The organism is Mesorhizobium sp. YM1C-6-2 (genome assembly GCF_003666685.1).
GTDB lineage: Bacteria > Pseudomonadota > Alphaproteobacteria > Rhizobiales > Rhizobiaceae > Mesorhizobium_K.
In genome coordinates, this window is record NZ_RCIZ01000009.1 from 20,821 (window position 1) to 46,452 (window position 25,632).

At 63.9% G+C, this 25,632-nt stretch carries 23 protein-coding genes and 2 tRNA genes; 15 read left to right on the forward strand and 10 right to left on the reverse strand.

Translation table 11 applies throughout. The features are described 5' to 3' along the window. Positions 1-301 precede the first annotated feature (301 nt). From D8676_RS19995 to D8676_RS20005, 3 genes are all read right to left on the reverse strand, one after another. Positions 302-730, reverse strand: coding sequence for a hypothetical protein (locus D8676_RS19995; RefSeq protein WP_121583023.1), 429 nt, complete (start codon positions 728-730; stop codon positions 302-304). 30 nt (positions 731-760) lie between these two features. Then, a tRNA-Leu gene (locus D8676_RS20000) sits at positions 761-846 on the reverse strand. 245 nt (positions 847-1,091) lie between these two features. Beyond that, the gene (locus D8676_RS20005; RefSeq protein WP_121582865.1) at positions 1,092-1,346 is read right to left on the reverse strand and encodes a hypothetical protein; all 255 of its coding nucleotides are present in this window, start codon (positions 1,344-1,346) and stop codon (positions 1,092-1,094) included. Between the two features lie 177 nt (positions 1,347-1,523). Here D8676_RS20005 and D8676_RS20010 point away from each other — a divergent pair, with 177 nt between their 5' ends. Further along, positions 1,524-1,955 (forward strand): L,D-transpeptidase, encoded by a 432-nt coding sequence (locus D8676_RS20010; RefSeq protein ID WP_121582866.1) that lies wholly within the window; start codon positions 1,524-1,526, stop codon positions 1,953-1,955. Positions 1,956-1,963: 8 nt separating this feature from the next. Here the strand turns inward: D8676_RS20010 and D8676_RS20015 are convergent, their stop codons facing one another. From D8676_RS20015 to D8676_RS20025, 3 genes are all read right to left on the reverse strand, one after another. Next, positions 1,964-3,472 (reverse strand): tripartite tricarboxylate transporter permease, encoded by a 1,509-nt coding sequence (locus D8676_RS20015; protein WP_121582867.1) that lies wholly within the window; start codon positions 3,470-3,472, stop codon positions 1,964-1,966. A 13-nt stretch (positions 3,473-3,485) separates the two neighbouring features. Beyond that, the gene (locus tag D8676_RS20020; RefSeq protein WP_121582868.1) at positions 3,486-3,944 is read right to left on the reverse strand and encodes a tripartite tricarboxylate transporter TctB family protein; all 459 of its coding nucleotides are present in this window, start codon (positions 3,942-3,944) and stop codon (positions 3,486-3,488) included. Between the two features lie 194 nt (positions 3,945-4,138). After that, positions 4,139-5,116, reverse strand: a complete 978-nt coding sequence (locus tag D8676_RS20025; RefSeq protein ID WP_121582869.1) for a tripartite tricarboxylate transporter substrate-binding protein — start codon at positions 5,114-5,116, stop codon at positions 4,139-4,141. Between the two features lie 305 nt (positions 5,117-5,421). On the opposite strand from D8676_RS20025, the gene ade reads away from it, so the two are divergent. After that, positions 5,422-7,227, forward strand: coding sequence for an adenine deaminase (gene ade, locus D8676_RS20030; protein WP_121583024.1), 1,806 nt, complete (start codon positions 5,422-5,424; stop codon positions 7,225-7,227). Between the two features lie 12 nt (positions 7,228-7,239). Here the strand turns inward: ade and D8676_RS20035 are convergent, their stop codons facing one another. Beyond that, entirely contained in the window at positions 7,240-8,376 is a 1,137-nt protein-coding gene (locus tag D8676_RS20035; RefSeq protein WP_121582870.1) for an alpha/beta hydrolase, read from the reverse strand. Positions 8,377-8,490: 114 nt separating this feature from the next. After that, entirely contained in the window at positions 8,491-9,516 is a 1,026-nt protein-coding gene (locus D8676_RS20040; RefSeq protein WP_121583025.1) for an alpha/beta hydrolase, read from the reverse strand. Positions 9,517-9,747: 231 nt separating this feature from the next. Between D8676_RS20040 and ilvA the strand changes: the two genes are divergently transcribed. Further along, entirely contained in the window at positions 9,748-11,004 is a 1,257-nt protein-coding gene (ilvA, locus tag D8676_RS20045) for a threonine ammonia-lyase IlvA (RefSeq protein WP_121582871.1), read from the forward strand. Then, positions 11,001-11,534 carry a DUF1697 domain-containing protein gene (locus D8676_RS20050; RefSeq protein WP_121582872.1) on the forward strand — a complete coding sequence of 178 codons (534 nt, stop codon included), beginning with the start codon at positions 11,001-11,003 and terminating at the stop codon, positions 11,532-11,534. Before ilvA ends, D8676_RS20050 begins: the two co-directional genes overlap by 4 nt. Before the next feature lie 71 nt (positions 11,535-11,605). On the opposite strand, the gene D8676_RS20055 is transcribed toward D8676_RS20050, so the two are convergent. Both D8676_RS20055 and gloA read right to left on the reverse strand, forming a co-directional pair. After that, positions 11,606-11,908, reverse strand: coding sequence for a hypothetical protein (locus tag D8676_RS20055; RefSeq protein ID WP_121582873.1), 303 nt, complete (start codon positions 11,906-11,908; stop codon positions 11,606-11,608). Positions 11,909-12,072: 164 nt separating this feature from the next. After that, entirely contained in the window at positions 12,073-12,513 is a 441-nt protein-coding gene (gene gloA, locus D8676_RS20060; RefSeq protein WP_121582874.1) for a lactoylglutathione lyase, read from the reverse strand. A gap of 218 nt (positions 12,514-12,731) precedes the next feature. On the opposite strand from gloA, the gene D8676_RS20065 reads away from it, so the two are divergent. The 11 genes from D8676_RS20065 (at position 12,732) to D8676_RS20115 (ending at position 25,579) form a co-directional block, all read left to right on the forward strand. Then, on the forward strand, positions 12,732-13,325 hold the full coding sequence (locus D8676_RS20065; protein ID WP_121582875.1) for a cold-shock protein: 594 nt from the start codon (positions 12,732-12,734) through the stop codon (positions 13,323-13,325). A gap of 43 nt (positions 13,326-13,368) precedes the next feature. Then, the gene (locus tag D8676_RS20070; protein WP_121582876.1) at positions 13,369-13,881 is read left to right on the forward strand and encodes a DUF192 domain-containing protein; all 513 of its coding nucleotides are present in this window, start codon (positions 13,369-13,371) and stop codon (positions 13,879-13,881) included. A gap of 79 nt (positions 13,882-13,960) precedes the next feature. Then, positions 13,961-14,734 carry an alpha/beta fold hydrolase gene (locus D8676_RS20075; protein ID WP_121582877.1) on the forward strand — a complete coding sequence of 258 codons (774 nt, stop codon included), beginning with the start codon at positions 13,961-13,963 and terminating at the stop codon, positions 14,732-14,734. Positions 14,735-14,878: 144 nt separating this feature from the next. Beyond that, positions 14,879-14,952, forward strand: a tRNA-Cys gene (locus tag D8676_RS20080). 91 nt (positions 14,953-15,043) lie between these two features. After that, a complete protein-coding gene (locus D8676_RS20085; protein ID WP_121582878.1) occupies positions 15,044-15,715 on the forward strand; it encodes a protein-L-isoaspartate O-methyltransferase in 672 nt (223 codons plus the stop codon). 171 nt (positions 15,716-15,886) lie between these two features. After that, positions 15,887-17,275, forward strand: coding sequence for a TolC family outer membrane protein (locus D8676_RS20090; protein WP_281034290.1), 1,389 nt, complete (start codon positions 15,887-15,889; stop codon positions 17,273-17,275). A gap of 209 nt (positions 17,276-17,484) precedes the next feature. Next, complete coding sequence (locus D8676_RS20095; protein ID WP_245426941.1) at positions 17,485-18,264, forward strand: DUF2497 domain-containing protein; 780 nt, start codon at positions 17,485-17,487, stop codon at positions 18,262-18,264. Positions 18,265-18,408: 144 nt separating this feature from the next. Beyond that, positions 18,409-21,192, forward strand: coding sequence for a valine--tRNA ligase (locus D8676_RS20100; protein ID WP_121582880.1), 2,784 nt, complete (start codon positions 18,409-18,411; stop codon positions 21,190-21,192). A gap of 341 nt (positions 21,193-21,533) precedes the next feature. Continuing rightward, entirely contained in the window at positions 21,534-22,766 is a 1,233-nt protein-coding gene (locus D8676_RS20105) for an aromatic hydrocarbon degradation protein (RefSeq protein ID WP_121582881.1), read from the forward strand. Positions 22,767-23,043: 277 nt separating this feature from the next. Continuing rightward, positions 23,044-24,768 carry a dihydroxy-acid dehydratase gene (ilvD, locus tag D8676_RS20110; RefSeq protein ID WP_121582882.1) on the forward strand — a complete coding sequence of 575 codons (1,725 nt, stop codon included), beginning with the start codon at positions 23,044-23,046 and terminating at the stop codon, positions 24,766-24,768. Then, positions 24,755-25,579: a tetratricopeptide repeat protein gene (locus D8676_RS20115; protein WP_121582883.1), complete on the forward strand. Its 825-nt coding sequence runs from the start codon at positions 24,755-24,757 to the stop codon at positions 25,577-25,579. Before ilvD ends, D8676_RS20115 begins: the two co-directional genes overlap by 14 nt. Positions 25,580-25,632 lie beyond the last annotated feature (53 nt).

Consider the following 25,632-nt stretch of genomic DNA (forward strand, 5'->3'; position numbering starts at 1 on the left):
GAAAGCCGCCGGGCCGCTTGACGGTTCGTGCGCGGGGCCTGAAAAGACGGGCGGCGCGGACGTGGCGGAACCGGTAGACGCAAGGGACTTAAAACCTTTAGTGTTCCGTCTTTAATGTAATCAATGACTTAGGCGTTCGTTTAAGGTCGTATTTTTGGTCTTGTTCCTAAATATCAGTCACCAATGCACGCGCCACATCTGCGTTGTCCAGATTAGCATTTAAAACCAATGGTTTAGCATTCTCGCCGAATTTAGCGCGCAGATATATTTTTTCACAAGGGATTTTGTGACCACGCAGGGGTCAAAAATCGAGCTCGTTGTTTTCCGCCGTAACTTTCTGAACTACTTCGGGAGTAACGTGCATGATGGTGATGTCGAAGGGGCGGTATGCCTCGTCGGGTGTAATGCCGATTTCAATCTCCTGCTGTGACATCCCAGCCTTCAGTTGATTGTTCTCATTACGGAGTTTTTTGACGACCGGTCCGAGGCCGTCGTGGTGACCAAAACTCGGAGGGATGTAGTCACCTTCGCCACTCCAGCCTCCAAAGTGCATAGCAATATGCACATCGTAGAGTTCCTCCGGAGCAGCCTCACTTATCCTTTTCAACTGGCTAATAAGTTCTTCAATCGCAGGTTTCGTCATGTATGCGGTTATGCCCATCACGTCTAACCGCAGCGCGAGGCTGTGTGGTCCTGCGGGAATTTGTTGTTGTGCTCGCTTCTTGGCCAAGGCGAAATCCTTCTTGAATGCTAGGAAGCTTGGTGCGGGCGGCGGGAGTTGAACCCGCATGGCCTAGGGCCGAGGCATTTTAAGTGCCTTGAGTATACCAATTCCTCCACGCCCGCAGCGCATACCGGGGATTACATATCCCTGATGAAATGACAACGATCGGAGGTATCAAACTCGTGACCAATCCTGTGCCCGCCGTGCCCAAATGGTGCCTTCGCTCTTCGCGAAAATGCCGCATTTTCAGCCTTTTGGGGGCCGCGCAGAAGACTTAAAATCCCTCGCCTTACGGCATGTGGGTTCGAGTCCCACCGTCCGCACCAGATACTTCTCCGGCGCGGGTCGCCGGGGGCGGCTTGCCGATTCAGCTGATGTAAACGCGGACGTAACGGCCGTTATAGGGCTGGTAGTAGAGCTTTCCGCATTTCCAGATGACCACCTCGCCATTGTTGTAGACGGTCTTCACGCAGCCTTTCGGCAGCGTGTTGATATAGATGGTCGTGCGCTGGATCGTGACTGTTGCAGCGGCCGCGCCGCCGAGCCCTGCTGCGGTTGCAGCCAGCAGGACGACAGCTATGCAGAGACCGGCAAGGCGGCCGATAGACGTCCAGTTTACCATTGGTCCCCCTCCCACGCCTGCAAGCCGCAGGCCGGGTCGGAGTATGAGCGCGCGCTCATATGCTGGCAAGCCAGTGCATCGAGACGCGAGTTCGCCGGGCAGTTGTGCTCGGCCATCAATAAATTGGCAACGATTCGTGGGACTTAATAGCGTCGGTTCATCACAGGCAACGCTGTCATGAAAAGATTTCTACCACTGATCGCAGCCTCCGTCGGTCTCGCGCTCCTCCAGGTTCCCGCTGCGTCCGCCGCGACGCTCACGGCGAACGTATCGATCTCCAGCCAGACCATGACCGTCATCCATCGCGGCACGGTTGTCGGCCGCTGGCCGGTTTCCACTGCCCGTCGGGGCAAGGTGACGCCGACCGGAAACTGGAGCGCGAAATGGCTGTCGCGGCATCACAAGTCCAGTCGCTACAACAACGCGCCGATGCCGTATTCGATCTTCTACAACGGAAACTTCGCGGTGCACGGGACCTATCAGACGAACAAGCTCGGCCGGCCGGCATCCGCCGGATGCGTTCGCCTGGCGCCGGACCATGCGGCCAAGCTGTTCTCGCTGACGAAGGCCGAGGGTCTGGCGAACACGCGCATAATCATCCGGCAGTAGCCGGGCGATCACTCCTCCTCGACGAACACTTCCTCGCGCTTCCTGCGGACGGACGGCAGGAAGACCACGACGAGCACGGCGACTGCCAAGAGCAGCAGACCGGCGCTGATCGGCCGCGTGACGAAGGTCGTGGGGTCGCCGCGCGACAGGATCATGGCACGGCGCAGGTTTTCCTCCAGCAGCGGGCCGAGGACGAAGCCGAGCAACAGCGGCGCCGGCTCGCAGCGCAGCTTCAGCAGGAAATAGCCGAGCAGGCCGAAGAAGGCGACGACGTAAAGGTCCCAGACGTTGGAGTTCACGCTGTAGACGCCGATCGAGCAGAACGCCATGATGATCGGGAACAGCACGTAGTAAGGCACCTTGAGCAGCTTCACCCAAAGCCCGATCAGCGGCAGGTTGAGGATGATCAGCAGCAGGTTGCCGATCCACATGGAGGCGATCAGTCCCCAGAAGAGGGCGGGGTTTTCCGCAGCCACGTTCGGGCCTGGCACGATGCCCTGGATGATCATCGCGCCGATCATCAGCGCCATGACCGGATTGGCGGGAATGCCCAGCGTGAGCATCGGGATGAAGGAGGTTTGCGCGCCGGCATTGTTGGCGGATTCGGGACCGGCGACGCCCGCGAGCGCGCCGCGGCCGAATTCCTCCGGCCGATCCGACACGCGCTTCTCGATGGAATAGGAAGCGAAGGCGGCGAGCACCGCGCCGTTGCCCGGCAGGATGCCGAGCGCCGAGCCGAGTGCGGTGCCGCGCAGGATGGGGGCGGCCATGCGGCGGAAATCCTCGCGCGTCGGCATCAGGCCGGTAACCCGTGCCATAAGCACCTCGCGGGTCCGTTCATCCTCGAGATTGCGCAGAATCTCGGCGATGCCGAACAGGCCGACGGCGATGGCGACGAAATTGAGCTGATCGCCAAGCTGGATAAGGCCGAAGTTCAGGCGTGATGCCCCGGAGATGACGTCCTGGCCGACGAGGCCTAGCAGCAGACCGAGCACCACCATGGCGATCGCCTTGACGACCGAGCCGTGGGCCAGCGCCACCGACATGACGAGACCGACGACCATCAGCGAGCAATATTCGGCGGAGCCGAACTTCAGCGCGATCGTGGTGAGCGGCGGCGCGAAGAGGGCGATCAGCACCGTGGCGATCGTGCCGGCGACGAAGGAGCCGATCGCGGCAGTGGCGAGCGCCACGCCGGCGCGGCCGTTCCTCGCCATCTGGTAGCCGTCGATAGCGGTGACGGCCGAGGAGGATTCGCCCGGCATGTTGATGAGGATGGCGGTGGTCGAGCCACCATACTGGGCGCCGTAATAGATGCCGGCCAGCATAATCAGCGACGAGACCGGGTCGCCGATCTGGAAGGTGATCGGCAAGAGCATGGCGATGGTGGCGGTGGCGCCGATGCCCGGCAGCACGCCGATCAGCGTGCCGAGCAGGACGCCGATCAGGCAGAAGCCGACATTCGCCAGGGTAGAGGCGGTAGCGAAGCCGAGTGCAAGATTGCCAAGGAGATCCATGAGCCTGTCCTCCTCAGCGCAGCCAGGGGCCGATGCGTTCGAATGGCAGGCCAAGGCCATAGCTGAACACCGCCGTCGAGAAGGCAGCGAGTGCTGCAGACAGCAGCAGCGCTCGCAGCGGCGTCATCCTCAGCGAAGCGAAGGAGGCGAACAGCGCGGTGATGAAGACCGCGCCGACGAAACCGAGGCCGCGAACGGTGAAGCCGAAGATGATGGGCGCGAGCGTGATGAAGACGATGCCGCGCCAGGCGATCGCGCCGACGGGTTCGCCGACCTCACGCAGCGCCGCCAGCAGGATGATCAGGCCGAGAAGGATGAGAAGCAGCGAGAGCGCCAGCGGCATGCCGCCGGGGCCGATGCGCAGCCAGCTGCCGAGCTCGACCTCAAGCGACTGCCAGGCGAAAACCGCTCCAACAAGGATGAAGAATGCGCCGCAGATGATGTTGGTCGGGTCGAATGTCGCCTGCTTCATGAAGTTTGTTCCTCCCTGCTGGCAGATTCGAATTCAGGCCGCGCGCTCCCGGACGATGCGGAGCCGACTCCCCCGTCTCCATACTCTGCCCGACAAAACGGCGAGACAAGTGCAGGCAACCGGGGCTGCGTTGAACCGGGCGCCGCCCAGCGGCGACGCCCGGTTCATGCGTTTCATGGTTCGAGGGTCGGAAATCAGTCGGCGTACTGGCCGGCGGCTTCGATCACCGGCTTCCAGCGCGCGATCTCGGCTTCGAGCTTGGCCTTGAGTGCGGCCGGCGTCGCGTCGGCTTCGGGCGAGGGGGCAGTGCCGAGTTCGGCGAAGCGCGCGACCACGTTCGGATCCTTCAGCGCGACCTGAAGCGATTTCGACAGACGTTCGGTGATTTCCGCCGGCGTTCCCTTCGGAGCATAGAGGCCGTGCCAGATGCCGACCTGGAAGCCGGGCAGGCCAGCCTCTTCGGCGGTCGGCACGTCGGGCAGCACGTCGAGGCGGGCGGGCGAGGTCACCGCATAGGCCTTGATGGTGCCGCCCTGGATCTGCTTGGTGGTGTTGGTGGTCTGGTCGCACATGATGTCGACCTGGCCGCCGAGCAGGTCGGTCATGGCCGGGCCGGTGCCCTTGTAGGGGACGGTGACGAGCGGCGTCTCGATCGCGCTCATGAACATCATGCCGCAGAGATGCGACGCTGCGCCGATGCCGGCATTGGCGACGGTGACGGTGTCCGCATTGGCCTTGGCGTATTCGATCAGCCCCTTGAGATCGGTCGGCTCGAGGTCCTTGCGAGCGACGATGGTCATCGGCACGTCGGTGACGAGGCCGATATATTCGAAGGCGTTGAGCGTGTCGTAGGGCAGCTTGCGATAGAGGGTCGCGCTGGTCGACATCCCGATGTGATGGAGAAGCAGCGTGTAGCCATCGGGATCGGCCTGCGCCACACGACCGGCGCCGAGCGTGCCACCGGCGCCGCCGACATTCTCCACGATCACCTGCTGGCCGAGATCCTTGGACATCGATTCCGCGACGAGGCGCGTCACCGTGTCGGTCGGTCCGCCGGCAGCGAAGGGCACGACCACTGTAATGGTGCGCTCCGGATAGGTCTGGGCGGATGCGGCGTGCGGCAGCGCGAAGGCAGCGCCGGCAAGGGCAATCGATGCTAAAAGCGATTTCATTGTCTTCTCCCTGGTTCCGGTAATTCCGGGAACGAACTGTTCTGGCTCGCACACGGCAGTTCCCCCGCGCCGGGCGTTTTGACCTCAACATTTCTGTTTCGCGCGGAAAATCAACTGAAAACCCGCCGCGAAAGCCATTGCACGGGCGTTGCTAGACGAAAGGCTTAGATAGCGGACGGGTGCCCCTGGGGAAGGCTCGGCGGCCTGCCATGGGGCTCCGGGATCATTGCGCGTATCGGAAAGGACGGATACTGGCGCTTCACGGTCACTGTTGGCAAAGTCCGGCGAAAGCAAGGAGCATGTTCATGGCGAATGGGGCTGGAAAGCCGAAACCCTGGGCCGAGATGGCGACCACGCTGGTCGACGTCGCGACCGGCCGCAAGCCCGCCGAACTGGTGGTGCGCAACGGGCGCTGGGTGAACGTCCATTCGGGCGAGATCATTGCCGGCACGGACATCGCGATAGCAGGCGGGCGTTTCGCCTATTGCGGGCCGGACGCCAGCCACGCGATCGGCGAGGGGACCACAGTCGTCGATGCGGATGGGCGCTATCTCGTGCCGGGCCTCTGCGACGGGCATATGCATGTCGAGAGCGGCATGGTGACGGTGACCGAGTTCTGCCGCGCGGTGATCCCGCACGGCACGACCTCGATGTTCATTGATCCGCACGAGATCGCCAATGTGCTCGGCCTGCCGGGTGTTCGACTGATGCATGACGAGGCGCTGGCGATGTCTGTGAATGTGCATGTGCAGATGCCCTCCTGCGTGCCTTCCGCGCCGGGGCTGGAGAATCCCGGTGCCATGCTCGGCGTAGCCGAGGTGGCCGAAGCGATGACGTGGGAAAACATCATCGGTCTTGGCGAGGTGATGAATTTCCCCGGCGTCTCGGCCAACGATCCGAAGATGGCCGGGGAGATCGCCGCGACGATGAAGGCCGGCAAGACGGTCGGCGGCCACTATGCTTCTCCCGATCTCGGCCTGCCCTTCGCGGGCTACGTCGCCGGAGGACCGGAGGACGACCACGAGGGGACGCGCGCGGCGGATGCCATCGCGCGGGTGCGGCAGGGAATGAAGGCGATGCTGCGCCTCGGCTCGGCATGGTTCGACGTCGCCGAGCAGGTGAAGGCGGTGACGGAACAGGGCATCGACCCACGCAATTTCGTGCTCTGCACCGACGACAGCCATTCCGGGACGCTGGTCAATGAAGGCCATATGGACCGCGTGCTGCGCTATGCGATGGCGCAGGGGCTGAAGCCGGTGACTGCGATCCAGATGGCGACGCTGAACACGGCGCAGCACTTTGGGCTGGAGCGCGAGATCGGCTCCATCGCGCCGGGGCGGCTTGCAGATTTTCTCGTCGTGTCCGACTTGGCGCAATTGAAGATCGACCAGGTCTATGCGCGCGGCGTGCTCGCGGCGGAGGCCGGAAAACTCGTCATCGACATCCCGCCCTACGACTATCCAGAGAGCGCGCGCAACACGGTGCATGTCGGCAGGACGATCGAGGCGCGGGACTTCGACATCAAGGCTCCGGCCGGCGCCAACGAGGTAAGGGCGCGTGTGATCGGCGTGATCGAGAACCAGGCGCCGACCAAGGCGCTGGAGGCCGACCTGCCGGTCGAGGAGGGGCTGGTCGCGATGGACCGCGCGAACGACGTCTGCCAGATCGCGGTCGTCGAGCGCCACAAGGGCACTGGCAAGGTGGTCAACGCGCTGGTCTCGGGCTTCGGCTACAGCCGGGACTGCGCGCTGGCATCGACCGTCGCGCATGACAGCCACCACATGATCGTTGTCGGCACCAACAAAGAGGACATGGCGCTGGCCGCGAACCGGCTCGCCGAGGTAGGTGGCGGCGTGGTGCTATTCTCCGAGGGCAAGGAACTCGCGCTGGTCGAGATGCCGATCGCCGGGCTGATGTCGGACGAGCGCGCCGAGATCGTCGCTGCCAAGGCCGAGAAGCTGACCGAGGCGATGCGCGCCTGCGGCTGCACGCTCAACAACGCCTACATGCAGCACTCGCTGCTGGCGCTGGTGGTCATCCCAGAGCTCAGGATCTCGGATGTGGGACTGGTCGATGTGAGGACGTTCGAGAAGGTCGAGCTGTTCGTCTGAGGCGACTGCGCCTTATTGGATGGCGCCGAGGGTGATGATCCTCAGCGGCGTCGTGATGATGACGGAGGCGGCCTGGCCCAGTCCGCCGGCCAGTTCGTTGACCCGCTCATTCGCCTGCTGAGGCGTCGGCTCGAGGCTTTCCGGCATTCGCAGCCGCTCGCCAAGCAGCTGCACGAGGACCGGGTTGTCGGCGAATTTGGCGTGGTTGAGCTTGTCGCCCCCCGCAGTCGCACTGAGGTCGACGACCGTCACGCCCAGCGATGCCAGTTCTTTGGCATTGGAATAGTCGCCGACGCGGGCTTCCTTGCCGGCGATGAGGCTGGATATGCGCAAGGCCTTGTCGTCGTTCGAGAGCAGCACCACGAAGGGCCGGTCGGGCTTGCCGTAGCGCTCCATCTGCTTCCTGAAGATGTCGACGTCGATGTCTGGCGAAGCGAGCACGACGTAGCCGAGCTTGCCGCCGAGGTCGCGGTTCCCGGCAATCGCGAGCTGGCGCAGCGTCTCCATGGCCAGCCAGTTGCCCATCGAGTGTGCGATGATGTCGATGCTCTTGATACCGCGCGTCCGCGACAGCATGACGAGTACCGACTCGAGATCGTCCCGGGCGGCGGTGCTGCTGTCCTTGTCGTAGACGTAGTCGCGCGTCCTTGCGCCGGAAGCCCAGGAAAAGAGCACCGGCGTTCCCGGATATTTGGTGTCATGCGCGATCTGCGTCAGGCGATAGACGCCGTCGTCGAAGCCGGTGTTGTAGCCGTGAACGAAAACCAGGACGCGGTCGCCGCGCTTGGCGACCGCGGTAGTGAAGGCCGAGGGGGAATCGTAGATGGTGAGGTCGACGGCGGTGAAATCCTTGGCCGGATCGCCCGGATTGCCGTCCTTTGCGCGCTCGATCCGCCCGATCTGGTGCCCCTTCGGCACGGTCACGCCGACGCGGCCGAAGGCGAGCATGTCGGACCGTTGCCGGTCGAATACGACGCGTTGATCGGCGGCTCTTTTTCGGGTGGTGGCGACGAAGATGTCGTGCTTGGCCTCGACCCCTGCGGGAGGCGGCGCCGCGGGATTGGCGGCCAGCAACTCATGCTTGCGCTCGCTAATGCAGCCCGAGGCGGCCAGCGCGAGGAACACGACGATGAGCAGCCTTGGACGCACTTACGAACTCCGCGTCGCCCCGTCCGACGTTATCAGCACCGATAGGGCCTGGAGGACAGGCGGTCCAGCCCAAAATGGCGCGAGCGGCTGTAAGTTACGGTAAAGGTCAGCCTCTCAGGAACCCTGGTTGAGCATGTTGATGCGGTCCGTCACCTCGCGATCCGACGCATAACCGTCGTCCTCGCGCAGCCGCTGGCCGAGCAGCTTCACGATCTCGGGATTGTCGGCGAACTTGGTGTGATTCAGCCGGTCGCCGCTCTTCTCGTGCGAGACGTCGACGACCATGACGCCGAGGTCGGCAAGGACGGCGGGATCGCCAAAGTCGCCGACGCGTGGCTTGTTGCCCGCCAGGATGCCGGAAAGCCTGAGTGCGCGGTCGTCGGACGACAGCAGCAGGAAGAAGGGGCGGTCCGGCTTGCCGTAGCGCTCCATCTGGCTCCGGAACACGTCGATATCGATGTCGGGCGAAGCCAGGACGACATCGCCGAGCTTGCCGCCGAGATTGCGGTCGCCGGTCAGCGCAAGCTGGCGCAGGGTCTCCATCGTCACCCACGTGCCCATGGAATGCGCGACGATGTCGATGCGGCGGGCGCCGGACTGGGCGAGCAGGCGCAGCGTCGCTTCGAGCTGGTCGCGCGCCACGCTGGCGCTCTCGCGGTCGTAGACATAGTCCTTGGTCGTGCCCCCGGATGCCCAGGAGAAAAGCACCGGCGTGCCCGGATAGCCGGAATCGTGCGCGATCTGCGTGGCGCGGTAGACGGCGCTGTCGAAGGACGTGTTGTAGCCGTGGATGAAAATCATGGCGCGTCCGCCGCGCGCGGCGATGTCGGCGCTGAGCGCCGAGGAGAACTGCGGCTGCGCATCATAGGAGACGACTTCGGTCGCGGTGAAGAATTGCAGCGGGTCGTCGGCCTTGCCGGGCTTCTTGCGCTCGATCTGGCCGGTCTTGTGGTATTTCGGCACGGTGACGTTGACGCGGGCGAAGTTCAGCTTCGCCGAGCGCGAATTGCCGAAGACCTTGGCGTCGGCCGAGGCCTTGCGCGTCGTGGCGACGAAGATCGAATGATTGCCGGCGATCTCGGTGACAGGGACCTGGATTGCCGACGTGCCGACGAGATCGGTGGCGTTGTCGTTCGTCATGCAGCCGGCGCCGAGCAGCGCGGCGGCGAGGATCAGAAGTTTCGGGTTCACCACTGTCTACCGTCTCCGGCCATTCGGCCTGTTGTTTTTGGCCCAACCTCCCCGAACCTCCGAAAAAGGCATTAACAAGGCGCAAAGGCGATAAATGGGCACGGCGGCGTGCGACGGGCTCTGCACTGTTGCGCGAAAGCCAAAAGGGCGGCAGGAAAGCCATGCAACGAGGAGCCCGTCATGGCCAGCTTCGCCAACAAAGTCTCGGATGCGGCAAGCGCGATGCGCGGCATCTTTCCCGCCACGCCGCTGCAGGAGAACGACTATCTGTCGAAGAAGCACGGCGCCAAGGTGTTCCTGAAGCGCGAGGACCTGACGCCCGTGCGCTCCTACAAGCTGCGCGGCGCGTTCAACTTCTTCCGGCATGCGCTCGCGGCGGGCAACCAGGCGGAGGTTTTCGTCTGCGCCTCGGCGGGCAACCACGCGCAGGGCTTCGCCTTCGTCTGCCGTCATTTCGGCAAAAAGGGTGTCGTCTACATGCCGGTGACGACGCCCCAGCAGAAGATCGACAAGACGAAGCTGTTCGGCGGCGAGTTCGTCGAGATAAGGCTACACGGCGACTTCTTCGACGAGTGCTATCGCGCGGCGCTGGAGTTCGCTGAGGCGAGCGGCGCGCATATGGTACCGCCCTTCGACCACAAGGACATCATCGAGGGGCAGGCAACCGTCGCGATGGAGATCGCCGACCAGATGCCGGGCGGGCGTGTACCCGACATCATGATGCTGCCGGTCGGCGGCGGCGGTCTCTCGGCTGGCGTCACGCAGTATTTCCGCGAAACCGGCCGTGACATGCGTTTCCTGTTCTGCGAGCCGTCAGGCGCACCGAGCCTCGCGCAGAGCCTCGCCGCGGGGCGGCGGCTGAAGCTCGAAAGCGTCGACAATTTCGTCGACGGGGCGGCCGTGGCCGAGATTGGCCGCGAGCCGTTCAGGCACCTCAAGGACTTTCCGGCCGATGCGGTGCGGCTGGTGCCGGAGAACCGGCTCTGTGCAACGATGATCGAGATGCTCAATGTGGAAGGCGTCGTGCTCGAGCCGGCCGGCGCGCTGGCGATCGACGCGCTGAAGGATTTTGCGCGCAAGGAGATCCGCGGCAAGACGATCGTCTGCGTCGTCTCCGGCGGCAATTTCGATTTCGAGCGGCTGCCCGACGTCAAGGAGAGAGCGCTGCGCTTCGAAGGGCTGAAGAAATATTTCGTCTTCCGCTTCCCGCAGCGGCCGGGCGCGCTGCGCGATTTCCTAGACCTGCTGGGACCGGACGACGACATCGCCCGCTTCGAATATCTGAAGAAGTCGGCACGCAATTTCGGCTCGGTGCTGATCGGCATCGAGACGAAGGACCGCAAGAACTTCGACGTGCTGGCGAAGCGCTTCCACGAGGCGGGCTGGGCGTATCAGGACATCACCGACAACGAGACGATCGCGGGGCTGGTGATATGACGGTCTACATCATCCTCTTCCGCGGTGTCGGCGGCGCGACTCAGCTTCCGGTGAAGCCGCTGCGCGAGGCACTGACGGCTGCGGGTTTCAAGGACGTGGCCACCTACATCAACAGCGGCAACGCGGTGCTGTCGTCGAGGAAGAGCGCGGCGAGCGTCACTACCGACATCGCAAAAATCACCAAGAAGGAATTCGGCTTCGACAAGGCGATCCACGTGGTCACGCGGGAAGAGTGGCGCGAGCTGATCGGGAACAATCCGTTTCCGGACGCGGTCGCCATCCCGAAGTTTCTCCATGCGGCGGTGCTGGCCGGCAAGCCGGAGAAAGGGAAGGTGGAGGCGTTGCGCGCCTTCGCAAGAGTCGGCGAGGCCATAGAGATCGCCGGCAATGTCGCCTACATCCACACGCCGGAGGGTTTCGGCACGTCCAAGCTGGCGGAGAAATTCGACAAGGGGATCGGCGTGCCGAACACGGCGCGCAACTGGAACACGGTGGTCGCGCTGGCGACGATGGCCGACGCCATCGCCTGAATGGCCCCGGCCGGCAGGATCGGAAAAGGCCCGCCGTCGGGCGAGCCTTTTTCAGATGGTTCGGAGAGGAGCTACATCGCTGCAACCGAGTTGCAGAGCGGATTGTACCTGTTGTCCTTGTTGCCCATGCATGCCTGCTTGAGATCGGAGCGATCCTTGTCGGTCATCGCATCCCAGGCCGCCTTGAAGTCGGCTTCGGACTTCAACTCGGTCATGGAGTCGTCTTGGTAGAAGCGGTGGATGTTGGGTCCCGCCAGGTAGTTGGAGGGATCGGAGTCAGCGCCGGTGGTGCTGCCCGTGGTCGTGCTGTCCTGGGCGAAAGCCATGCCCGACGAAAGCAGGATGGCGACGGCTGCTGCTGTGAAGAGTTTCATGGGGGAGTTCCTTTCTGTTTGGACGAGCCGGGCCCTCAAACAGCTCAGACCAAAACCCCCGCCATCGCGAAAACGTTCCAATAAACAAAACGCCCGTCGCGGCGAGCGACGGGCGTTCTGCAGTCCCTTGCTTTATCGCGCCGAACGACCGGCGGATTGTGCCGTCACCAACTCCCGGTGTTCGCCATCGAAGCCCACGGCTCTGCCTTGTCGAGGGCAGGGCCCTTCTGGAGCAGTTCGATGGAGATACCGTCCGGCGACTTGATGAAGGCCATGTTGCCGTCGCGCGGCGGGCGGTTGATGGTGACGCCGGCATCCATCAGGCGCTTGCAGGTGTCGTAGATATTGTCGACCTCGTAGGCGAGATGGCCGAAGTTGCGCCCGCCCTTGTAGTCCTCCGGATCCCAGTTGTAGGTGAGCTCGACGAGCGGCGCCTTCTCGTTGATGCCGCTCTGCTCGTCCTCGGGCGCGGCGAGGAAGATCAGCGTGTAGCGACCCTGCTCGTTCTCCATGCGGCGGACCTCCTTCAGCCCGAGCTTCCTGACGTAGAAATCGAGTGCTTCGTCGATGTCCTTCACGCGGACCATTGTGTGCAGATAGCGCATGTCTCTTCCTCGGATTTCAGCGGTGCGGGAACATAGGGCGGGGCACTGCGGCCGGCAACCCGCGCGGCCGGGCTTTACTGGCGCGATTTACCATCAGACCTTCAAATCCTGGGTGATGTGTGAAAAAAGCCTGAGCAGCCCTTGCACATAAGCTTGCGCGCAGTGTTAATCTTTAAATCTAGAATCAGCTGTGCCAGTCCATGACAGGGGGCGTTCTGATGGGGGAAAAAGCCTCTATCACGAGGCATCAAGATGCCAGAGACGAAGCCTTTGTCGGCAACGAAGACAGCGATGCGGGGGTCATCGAGGTTTCCGGCGCCATCAAATGGTTCGACGTCGCGAAGGGGTATGGGTTCATCCTGCCTGACGGCGGTGCTCTCAGTGATGTTCTCATTCATGTGACCTGCCTCAGGCGCGACGGTTTCCATACCGCGCTCGAGGGCTCGCGGGTCGTCTGCCTGGTGAAGAAGGGCGACCGCGGTTTGCAGGCCTTCCGCGTCCTCTCGATGGACAATTCGACCGCGGTGCATCCGGCCGAGATGCAGGAGCAGCGCACGCATGTCGTCGTCACGCCGGAGAGCGGGCTGGAGCGGGCGCTGGTCAAGTGGTTCAACCGCACGAAGGGATTCGGTTTCCTGACGCGCGGCGAAGGCACCGAGGACATCTTCGTGCACATGGAGACGCTCAGGCGCTACGGGCTGACCGAGCTCCGGCCGGGGCAGGTCGTGCTGGTGCGCTACGGCCGCGGCGACAAGGGCCTTATGGCCGCCGAAATTCACCCCGATATCGGGACCCTGCCGGTCGCGCACTAGAGATCCCGTCGCGGCCGTCGGCGACGGCCTGGGGACTGCCTGAATGATTCGCAAGATATTGCTGGCCATCGTGGCGGTTGTCGTCATCGTCGCCGCGCTCGGCTTCTACCTCGGCATGCCGCAGTCGTCGGCGGACCAGTCGATGCGCCTGCCGGTCGACCCGGCGCCGCTGGTCGTCGAAACGGCCGGCGGCGAGCGATCCTTCACCATCGAGGTCGCCGACGATACGAGCGAGCGCTCAGCCGGACTGATGTTCCGCGAGAACATGGACGACGACCACGGCATGCTGTTCGTGTTTCCCGAGACGAAGGAAGCCGGCTTCTGGATGAAGAACACGCCGATGCCGCTCGACCTGATCTTCATCGGCGAGGACGGGCGGGTCCGCGGCATCCTTCCGGGCGAACCTTTCTCGGAGGCGGTCATCTCGCCCGGCAAGCCGGTGCGTTTCGTCCTTGAGCTGAAGCGCGGCACCGCCGACAAGGCCGGCATAAAGGACGGCGACCTGCTTCGCCACCCGGCGATCGACGCGACGTCCGGTGCCGGCAATGGCGGCTAGCGCGTGGCCAGGGGTTGGCCTGAGATGAATCGGGGCGGTAAGTAGGTTGGTCTCGATCCTCAAGGGAATAGCCGGCGCAATGCAGTTCTTCAGCCATGATGGCTTCGACTTCGCCTATATCGACCAGCAGCCGTCGCCCGAGGCCGAGCCGGTGCTGCTGATCCACGGCTTCGCCTCCACGCATATGGTCAACTGGGTATCGCCGGGCTGGGTGAAGACGCTCACCGACGCCGGCTACCGGGCGATCGCCCTCGACAATCGCGGCCACGGCTCGACGTCGAAGAGCTACGACACCGCCGACTATACGCCGCAGAAGATGGCGGGCGACGCCGCGGCGCTGCTCGGCCATCTCGGCATATCCCGCGCTCATGTGATGGGCTACTCGATGGGCGCGCGAATCGCTGCCTTCCTGGCTCTCGCCGAGCCGCAACTGGTGGCCACGCTGATCTTCGGCGGGCTCGGCAGCGGCATGGTCGACGGCGTCGGCGACTGGGACCCGATCGCCTCCGCGCTGCTCGCCGAGGACGCGGCCAGCGTCACCCATCCGCGCGGCAAGGCCTTCCGCGCCTTCGCCGACCAGACAAAGAGCGACCGCCGGGCGCTCGCCGCCTGCATCGCTACCTCGCGCGCCGATCTGACCGAGGCCGAGGTTGCCCGCATCACCCAGCCGACGCTGGTTGCTGTTGGCACCAATGACGATATCGGCGGCTCGCCCGACGAACTCGCCGGCCTGATGCCCAACGCCGAAAGCTTCGCCATCGAAGGACGCGACCACATGCTGGCTGTCGGCGACAGGAGCTTCAAGCAGCGCGCTGTGGAGTTCCTAAAGGAACATCCGATAAACCATTTGTGAGGTTGCGAAAATCGCAGCCGGCTGCCAGCCGGCCAAGCCCGAGATATGGACGCGGCGGTATCTGCGGAAACGTCTCGGAACGCTGCGCAGCCGCTTGACGCCCATTGCGCTGCAACCTATTGAACCGATGCGCCGAAGCGGCGAGGCCTCGTGGCGGAGTGGTTACGCAGAGGACTGCAAATCCTTGCACCCCGGTTCGATTCCGGGCGAGGCCTCCACTTCGTGCGACGCGACCGGGCGACCGCAGAATCGCCAGGGAACGCGTAATCGAGGGGCGCGCGGTGCGCGCATAGTTCGGGCCTGACGAAGATGACTGCAGATTTCTCCGAACTCCGCGTCAAGATGGTCGATGGCCAATTGCGCACCACCGACGTCACCAGCCTGCCGCTGCTTTCGGCCATGCTCGAGATTCCGCGCGAGGCATTCGTGCCGGACAGCCGCAAGGCGCTCGCTTATATCGACGAGAACATACTGATCTCCGAAAAGGCCGGTCCAGGCGCACGCTATCTGATGAAGCCGTCGCCCTTCGCCAAGCTGGTCCAACTCGCCGAGGTCGGCCCCAACGACAAGGTGCTCGATGTCGGCACCGGCACCGGTTATTCGGCGGCCGTTCTTTCGCGCCTGGCGAAGTCCGTCGTCGCGCTGGAAAGCGAAGATTCGCTTGCCGCCGCGGCCGAGTCGAGGCTGGCGAACCTGGGTTGCGACAATGTCTCGGTCGTGCGCGGCGAGCTCAATGCCGGACACAAGGCGGGCGCGCCTTATGACGCCATCATTGTCGAAGGCGGGGTCGAGGAACTCCCGGAAACCCTGTCCAAGCAGCTCGCCGAGGGCGGGCGGCTGGTGGTGGTCGAAGGCAGCGGCGCCGGCGCGGTGGCGCGCATCTATCTGAAATCCAACGGTGTTGCGACAGGTCGCCGCGCCTTTAATGCGGCAGTAAAGCCACTACCGGGATTCGAACGCACTCCTGCGTTCGAATTCTGACGGCCTGGCTCTTGCACGCGCCGTCGAGCCGTGATGCTCTAATGGCTGGGACCGTTGTCGCCGATCGACGCATCGCGTCGGATTGGCCGGAAACCGAGGGCCGGACAGCCGGCGAGGAGTCTGGTGGGACCGAATCGGTCCGCGATTCCAGCGAAGCGGAATGAGGGTAGTGTGTCGTTGGTAGCCAAGAATGTTTTCGCCGCTGCGCTTTTTGCCGCGACGGCGATGTCCTCAACGGCAGTAAACGCCGAAACCCTGTTCGGCGCGCTTTCGAAGGCCTATCAGCTCAATTCGACGCTCAATTACAGCCGGGCCGGCGTTCGCGTCACCGACGAGAACGTGCCCATTGCCAAGTCCGGCTTTCGGCCGACCATCGGCGCCAGCGGCAATATCGACTACACCTCCAGTGAGAGGACGCTGGGATCCGCCCGACTGACCACTGGCTCCTTCGGCGTGCAGATCGACCAGATGCTGTTCGACGGGTTCCAGACCAGGAACAACGTCCGTGCGGCCGAGGCGCAGGTTCGCGCCTCCGTCGAGAGCCTGCGCAACGACGAGCAGAACACGCTGTTTGACGCGGCGAGCGCCTATATGGACGTCATCCGCGACCGGCGGATCGCCGTGCTCACCGAGCAGAACCTTCAGTTCCTGACCGAACAGGCACGCGCCGCGCGCTCGCGCTTCGAGGTCGGCGAGGGCACCCGCACCGACGTTGCCCAGGCCGACGCGAGCCGCTCGGCGGCGGTCGCCCAGCTCGCCGCAGCGCGGGCGCAGGCCCAGGCGAGTGAGGCCACCTACCAGCAGATAGTCGGCGACGCCCCCGGTAAACTTCAGCCAGGGCAGCCGCTCGCCAAGATGCTGCCAAAGAGCATGGACCAGGCGGTTGCGATGGCCGCCGGGGAGCATCCTGCTATCATCGCCATGGAATATCTGGTCGACGCGGCCGGCTTCACCGTGAAGTCGACCGAAGGTCGCCTGCTGCCGCAGGTTTCGGCGTCCGCCGGCGTGTCGCGCAGCTACCAGAACACCGAGGGCCTGCCGGGTGTCGGAACGGGCACCGATGGAACGTTCAATTCCGCAAGCGTGGGCGCGACGCTGACGATCCCGATCTACACGGGCGGGCGGACTTCGGCGCAGGTCAGGCAGTCGAAAGAATCGCTCGGCCAGGCCCGCATCCAGGTCGATGTCACTCGCGACACGGTGCGTCAGGCGGTCGTCTCGGCCTGGACCCAATACGTGGCCGCGCGCGAGAGCGTGACCGCCAACACCGAGCAGGTCGCGGCCCAGCAGCTCGCGCTCAACGGCGTGATCGAAGAACGCAATGTCGGCCAGCGCACCACGCTGGACGTTCTCGACGCGCAGGCCGACGTCATCGCCGCGCAGATCGACCTGGCCAGTGCGCAGCGCGACGTCGTGGTGGCGAGCTACGCCATCGTCCAGTCGATGGGCGCGCTGTCGGCCGAACGCCTCGGGCTGCAGGTTGCCGTGCACCGGCCGCAGGAGCATTACAATGCCGTCAAGGACAAGTGGGGCGGTCTGAGGACGCCTGACGGCCGCTGAGCTGCCGTCGCTCGAATCCACTGCAAGTCGTTGAATTAGCAATCTTGTTGAAATCCCCGGCGCCCTGAGTTTGGGGATTCTCGCAGACCCGCCCGTCCGCTACGCTTTCTATCGATGATTCGGCCAGCCGCGAGGGCAAAGCCGAACTGGCCACAGGGCGGGCGGACGTGACGATGGCACAAGCAAGCAGCGCACAGCGCGAACCTTCCATGGAAGAGATTCTGGCCTCGATCCGGCGGATTATCGAGGACAACGATGCCGGCCGCAGACAGGCCGGCGAACCCGAACAGAGCCAGGCGCGCGCCTCGGCGCCGGCCGCGGCGGAGCGGACGGTAATCGAGGTCGACGCCTTCCGTAGCGAGTTGCGGATGCAGCAGGCCGAAGCGAGTGCGCCGGTATCGCGCGAGATGCCTCCGCAGAAGAAGCCGGTTACGCTTGCCGAGGTGCAGGCGCAGATCACGGCCGAGGCTGCTGCCGTGCCGTCGCGCTGGATGGATCCCGAGCCGGCTGCACCCGTTGTCGCCGAGAGGCCTGTCACCGAGCGGCCACCCTATGAGCGGTCGCCTGACGACATAAAGAAGGCGATCGAGAATTCGCGTGCCGCGCGCGAGGACGCCCGTGCGCTGCTGGGCATCCCCGAGCCGGCGAACAGCGCCCAGCCTTCCGAGCCGTACCGGAGCGAGCCGGAGCCGGTCTGGGAAACTCTGGCCGAGGAACGGCCCGCCGCCGCGGCGCCGAGCCGCCTGCCGGCTGTGGAAAGCACGGCTCCGAAGCCGGCGCTTCTCTCCGAACGCGTCGAGCGCCAGGTTGCGGCGTCGTTCAGCGAGCTTTCCGAAGCTTTCGCGGCGCGCAGCCAGAAGCGCTTCGACGAGATGGCGCAGGAGATGATCGAGCCGCTGCTGCGCGACTGGATGGAGAACAACCTGCCGACGCTGGTGGAGCGCCTGGTGCGCGAGGAGATCGAGCGGGTGGCACGCGGCGCGCAGTAATTTCGCCACGGACTACCTATATATGAAAAGCGCCGCCTCCGGGCGGCGTTTTTCATTGACGACGACCGGGGCTCCCGCCTCCGGTTGACTTGCCGCCGCCCTTCCGATTTACCGGTCGCGAAAAATCCGGACAGCGATAGCCCCATGCTTGAAAAGACCTACGACGCCAAGACCGTCGAGCCGAAGATCGCGAAAATCTGGGAAGATGCCGACGCCTTCGCGGCAGGGGCCGGTGCGCAGCCGGACGCCGAGCCGTTCACCATCGTCATCCCGCCGCCGAACGTCACCGGTTCGCTGCACATGGGCCATGCGCTCAACAACACGCTGCAGGACATCCTGATCCGCTTCGAGCGCATGCGCGGCAAGAACGTGCTCTGGCAGCCGGGCATGGACCATGCCGGCATCGCCACGCAGATGGTGGTCGAACGGCAGTTGATGGAGAAGCAGATCCACCGCCGCGACCTCACGCGCGAGCAGTTCGTCGAGAAGGTGTGGGAGTGGAAGGCTGAATCCGGCGGCATGATCTTCAACCAGCTGAAGCGGCTCGGCGCTTCGGCTGACTGGTCGCGCGAACGCTTCACCATGGACGAGGGCCTGTCCAAGGCGGTGCTCGAAGTCTTCGTCACGCTCTACAAGCAAGGGCTGATCTACAAGGACAAGCGGCTGGTCAACTGGGACCCGAAGCTGCTGACCGCCATCTCCGACCTCGAGGTCGAGCAGGTCGAGCTCAACGGCAATCTCTGGCATTTCCGCTATCCGGTCGACGGCGTCACTTATAATGCCGACGATCCCTCGACCTACATCACGGTGGCGACGACCCGTCCGGAAACGATGCTCGGCGACACCGGCGTCGCGGTGCATCCCGACGACGAGCGCTACAAGAATCTTGTCGGCAAGAAGGTCATCCTGCCGATCGTCGGGCGCAGGATTCCCGTCGTCGCTGACGAGTATTCCGATCCGGAAAAGGGCACCGGCGCGGTCAAGATCACCCCTGCGCACGACTTCAACGACTTCGAGGTCGGCAAGCGCCACAAGCTTCCGGCGATCAATATCCTGACCGTCGAGGCAAAGATAAACATCAACGATAACGAGGATTTCCTCGAAGGCGTTGAAGCGACGCCACAGCGCCAAGGCGTGTGGGACCAGCTGCACGGGCTCGATCGTTTCGAGGCGCGCAAGCTGATCGTCCAGATCATGGAGGAGGGCGGCTTCCTCGAGAAGATTGAGCCGCACCGCCATACCGTTCCGCATGGCGACCGCGGCGGCGTGCCGATCGAGCCGTTCCTGACCGACCAGTGGTACGTCAACGCCGCCGAACTGGCGAAGCCGGCCATCGCGTCGGTGCGCGAGGGCCGCACCGAATTTGTGCCGAAGAACTGGGAAAAGACCTATTTCGACTGGATGGAGAACATCCAGCCCTGGTGCATCTCGCGCCAGCTCTGGTGGGGTCACCAGATTCCGGCCTGGTACGGGCCTGACGGCCACGTCTTCGTCGAGAAGACCGAGCAGGAAGCGCTGGATGCCGCGGTCGAATATTACCTGGCGCTCGAAGGCCCGTGGAAGGCCTGGGTCGAGGACAAGCTCGAGAATTTTACGCCGGGCGAGATACTCACCCGCGACGAGGACGTGCTCGACACCTGGTTCTCGTCGGCGCTGTGGCCGTTCTCCACGCTCGGCTGGCCGGACGAGACGCCGGAGCTGAAGACCTACTACCAGACCGACGTTCTGGTGACCGGCTTCGACATCATCTTCTTCTGGGTCGCCCGGATGATGATGATGGGCCTGCACTTCATGGACGAGGAGCCGTTCCACACGGTCTACGTCCACGCGCTGGTGCGCGACAAGAACGGCGCCAAGATGTCGAAGTCGAAGGGCAACGTCATCGACCCGTTGCAGCTTATCGACGAATACGGCGCCGATGCGCTGCGCTTCACGCTGACGATCATGGCGGCGCAGGGCAGGGACGTGAAGCTCGACCCGGCGCGCATCGCCGGCTACCGCAACTTCGGCACAAAACTCTGGAACGCCACCCGCTTCGCCGAGATGAACGGGGTCGCGCGCAACGACGAGTTCTGGTTGAACGACGCGAAGCTGACCGTCAACCGCTGGATCCTGACCGAGCTGACCCGTGCGGCGAAGGAGATCACCGACGGCATCGCCTCCTACAGGTTCAACGAGGCGGGTGCGGCCGCCTATCGTTTCGTCTGGAACTATGTCTGCGACTGGTATGTCGAGCTCCTGAAGCCGGTCTTCATGGGCGACGACGAAGCGGCCAAGGCCGAAAGCCGGGCGACGATGGCCTTCGTGCTCGACGAGATCTACAAGCTGCTGCATCCGATGATGCCGTTCATGACCGAAGAGCTTTGGGCACAGACAGCGGGCGAGGGGCAGACCCGGTCGACGTTGCTCTGCCATGCCGCATGGCCGCAGCCGGACTTCGAGGACGCCGGTTCGGCGGCCGAGATCAACTGGCTGATCGATCTCGTTTCCGGCGTCCGCTCGGTGCGCTCGGAGATGAACGTGCCGCCGGCGGCGATCGCGCCGCTGGTGCTGCTCGGCGCGAACGACGAAACGAAGGAGCGCCTGGCGCGTCACGAGGCTGCCATCCGGCGGCTCGCCCGCGTCGGCGAGATCAGCCATGCTGAGGCCGCGCCGGCCGCCTCGGCGCAGTTCGTGGTCGGCGAGGCAACCGCATGCCTGCCGCTCGGCGCGCTGATCGACGTCGAGGCCGAAGCAGCGAGGCTGCAGAAGGAGATCGCCAAGGTCACCGAGGAGATCGCGCGCCTGCACAAGAAGCTGTCGAACGAGAAATTCGTCGCCAACGCGCGGGAGGATGTCGTCGCCGCCGAACGCGAAAAGCTCGACGAATATCGCGAGGCGCAGGCCAAGCTCGACACCGCGCTTTCGCGTGTGCGGAGCGGGGGCTGAGCGGGATATAAGCTTGCCGCTGCGGCGCGGGCTTCGTTGAGCCCATATGCCGCAGCGTGAGGCTTGAAAAAGCGGAATTTTCTGCTGCGCTGTGGCGATAATGTAACATCTTTGTGAACTGAGCCGGATTTCCGCGGCCAAAGCCCGGACTTCCAAGGGTTTCGGTCGACACAAGCTGGCAAAGCCATCCGGAACGGACGGCATTTTGCGGCTCTTCTCCAGTCTTTCGCGGAGGTTTTCCGCGTCACCTGCCTTGGCGTGACGCGGTCTGCGGATTTGTCAGTTGCGAAGAATCAACGAATTCAATTTAGCTTTGGCGGAGGGGCATTTCGGAGAGAGCCATGAAAAGGCTGCATGTCACAGCGCTTCTTGCGGGATGCACGACGCTTGTGGCCGTTGGCCAGGCAGGAGCAGGTGGCTTCAGCCGCGGCGTGGCCGACACCGATATCATCTTCGAGGAAGGCAACTTCAACATGCGGGCGAGCGTGACGGTGGTCATGCCGCGGCGCGGGTACGAGACTCTGACGGTCCCCGGCACTTCGATTTCTGTTCCCGCAACCGACGGGGATTACACCCAGACATACGCCATCCCTTCGACTGCCATTAAGTTCAATGTGATGGAAGACCTGCGTTGCGCAGGCACTTACACGCAGCCATTCGGCGCGGATTCGGAGTATGGACCGCAAGCCATCCTGTTCGGCATGGCCGCAGATGGTACCGGTACGATAAACGAGGGGTTCGAAACTAATGAATTCGGACTGACCTGCGGATACAAATTCGATCTCGCAAAAGGCCGGGCGTGGCTTCTGGGCGGCGGCTTCCTGCAGGACTTCAGCTATTCGCAGACTGTCCAGTTCGCGGATATATTTCCCATAGTTGGTGGCGGCACCGGGACGCTCAAGTTCGATGGCGGCTACGAACCCGGCTTCCGGATAGGTGCTGCCTACGAAATACCCGAGATCGCGTTGCGCGCACAGATCATGTATCGCTCGAAAGTTGAGCATACGCCTGACGGTACGTTCACGTCGCCACTTGATCCGATGATTGGCGGCCCGGCCCCGACCGTCGGAAACGGAACGCTTCCTCAGTCGCTGGAACTCAAACTTCAGTCCGGCATTGCTCCCGGCTGGCTGGCATTCGGCTCCGTCCGATGGACTGACTGGAGCGTGCTGGACACGCTTGACTATACAATTTTCGTCGCTCCGCAGCCTATCGGCGGGGCTAAGGAACTTGAATATTACTACAAGGACGGTTGGACGGTGACCGGCGGTATCGGGCATGTCTTCAGCGAGACCATTTCCGGCGTTGTTGGCTTCACTTGGGATCGCGGCGTATCGACGACAGAGGACACGCTGAGCGACAGCTATACGGCGGCGGCCGGCGTCTCGATCAAGGACAAGCTCGGCGGGGAAGTCCGTTTCGGTGGCGCCATCAGCTACCTGACCTCTGCCAGCGTGTCGGCCGAAACCCAACCCCAGTTGCCCGGTGTGGTCGATCGAGGCGCGAGTTTCGGCTACAGCGTCGGGGGCGACTGGGTCTATGCGCTTTCAGCAGGCTACAAGATCCAGTGGTAAGCTCCTCAAAGGAAAAAGAAAAAAGCCCGGCAATGCCGGGCTTTTCTTTTGGCACGGATGACGGTGTTGCCGCCGCGCTACGTTTGCGTCCCATCCGTGATTTGTGACGTTTCGGCAACACTCTCTCAACATCCATTGCGCTAAGGTTCCGGCCGGACGAATTGCCCCGTTGCCGCCATAAACCGGGCGCACCCGGAAGGCCTCCCATACGGAGCGGCGCCGCGACAAAGACGCAGACGACGGGAAACGTGCCGTAAGTTGGGCGGCAAGGAAGAGAATGGACGCCAGGGTAATCTCGAAGTCAGATTTGCCGAGCCGCCACGTGACCGAGGGTCCGGCGCGCGCCCCGCACCGTTCCTATCTCTATGCCATGGGCCTGTCGGCCGCCGAGATCGCCCAGCCGCTGGTCGGCGTCGCCAGTTGCTGGAACGAAGCCGCGCCCTGCAACATCTCGCTGATGCGCCAGGCGCAGGTGGTGAAGAAGGGTGTCGCCGCTGCCAACGGCACACCGCGCGAATTCTGCACCATCACCGTCACCGACGGCATCGCAATGGGCCACCAGGGCATGAAGTCGTCGCTGGTGTCACGCGAGGTAATCGCCGACTCCGTCGAGCTCACCATGCGCGGCCATTGCTATGACGCTCTGGTCGGGCTGGCCGGCTGCGACAAGTCGCTGCCCGGCATGATGATGGCGATGGTGCGCCTCAACGTGCCCTCGATCTTCATCTACGGCGGCTCGATCCTTCCCGGCTCCTGGCGCGGCCGTCAGATAACCGTCCAGGACGTGTTCGAGGCGGTCGGCCAGCATTCGGTAGGCAAGATGACCGACGAAGAACTGCTCGAGGTCGAGCAGGCGGCCTGTCCCTCCGCAGGCTCCTGTGGCGCGCAGTTCACCGCCAACACGATGGCGACGGTCGCCGAGGCGATCGGGCTTGCGCTGCCTTATTCCTGCGGCGCGCCGGCGCCCTACGAGATGCGCGACCGCTTCAACTTCGCCTCCGGCGAGAAGATCATGGAGCTGATCGCCAGGAACATCCGCCCGCGCGACATCGTCACCCGCAAGGCGCTGGAGAATGCGGCGGCCGTGGTGTCGGCCACTGGCGGCTCCACCAACGGCGCCCTGCACCTGCCTGCGATCGCCCATGAGGCCGGCATCAAGTTCGATCTTTTCGACGTCGCGCGCATTTTCGAGAAGACGCCCTACATCGCCGATCTGAAGCCTGGTGGCAAATATGTGGCGAAGGACATGTTCGAGGCGGGAGGGATTCCGCTCCTCATGAAAACTCTCTTTGAAAACGGCTACTTGCACGGGGATTGCCTTACGGTAACAGGCCGCACTTTGGCCGAAAATATGGAGCACGTTTCCTGGAATGATCATCAGGACGTCGTGCGCCCAGCCGACCGGCCGATCACGGTGACCGGCGGCGTCGTCGGCCTCAAAGGAAACCTGGCTCCCGAGGGTGCGATCGTGAAGGTTGCTGGCATGTCCGAGCTGAAATTCTCGGGGCCGGCGCGCTGTTTCGACTCGGAAGAAGAGTGCTTCGAGGCGGTCAGCAACAGGAAGTACAAGGAAGGCGAGGTTCTCGTCATCCGCTACGAGGGTCCCAAGGGCGGCCCTGGCATGCGTGAGATGCTGTCGACGACGGCGGCGCTTTACGGTCAGGGCATGGGAAACAAGGTGGCCCTCATCACCGACGGGCGTTTCTCGGGCGCAACGCGCGGCTTCTGCATCGGCCATGTCGGGCCGGAGGCGGCCGTGGGCGGTCCGATCGGGCTGCTGGAGAACGGCGACGTCATCACGATCGACGCCACCAAGGGCACGATCGACGTGGCGCTGCCGGAAGCGGAACTGGCGGATCGGGCGAAACGTTGGAAGCCGCGCAAGACCGACTACCAGTCCGGCGCGATCTGGAAATATGCACAAACGGTCGGTTCCGCCCGCGACGGGGCGGTCACCCATCCGGGGGGTGCGAAAGAAACACATTGCTATGCGGATATTTGAGTTAGTCAGGGTTTGCGTGTTCGGCGGCGCCGTCGCCGCGGCTTCGGCCGCGGGCACGGACAGCGCGCTGGCGTTCGACGACAAGGTGTTCGACGAGGCCGGCGGCGTGAAGGCCGAATCCAACCCTTGGGCCGTCTTCCAGTTCGGTTATTCCGCCTACAAGAGCGGCCACAAGGACCAGGCTGCCGAAGCCTATCGCTACGCCGCTGAGAACGGCCAGATCGGCGCCACCTGGAAGCTCGCGCGCATGTATGCGTCCGGCGACGGCGTGGCGCGCGACGACTACGAGGCGTTCAAGTTCTTCTCCGAGATCGTCGAACAGGATGTCGAGCCGGGCAGCCGCGACGAGAGCTATGTGTCCGACGCGCTGGTGGCGCTCGCCGGCTACCTGAAAACCGGCATACCCGGCACTCCGGTGCACGCCAACCCGGTTGCGGCGCAGGAATATTACATGCGCGCGGCCGCCACCTATCGCAACCCCAGCGCCCAGTACGAGATGGGCAACATGTTCCTGAAGGGCGAGGGCGGCGTGAAGGCCAGCGTTCGCCAGGCCGGCCGCTGGTTCCAGCTTGCCGCCGAAAAGGGCCACGCCGGCGCGCAGGCGACGCTCGGCAACCTGCTCTTCCAGAGCGGCAGGGTGGTGCGGGGGCTCGCCATGATGACGGCGGCGCTCGAGCGGGCGTCGCCCGCCGACCAGCCGTGGATCCGCGGCATGCAGGAAGAGGCCTTCTCGCTTGCCGGCGAGGCGGACCGCCGCACGGCGATCGCGCTGGCCCAGGATATCCTCGGCAAGGGCAGTAACAGCCAATAGCCCGGGATCGACGGCCGTCTTCAAACGGCTGTGTCCAATGCCTATTTCCGCTC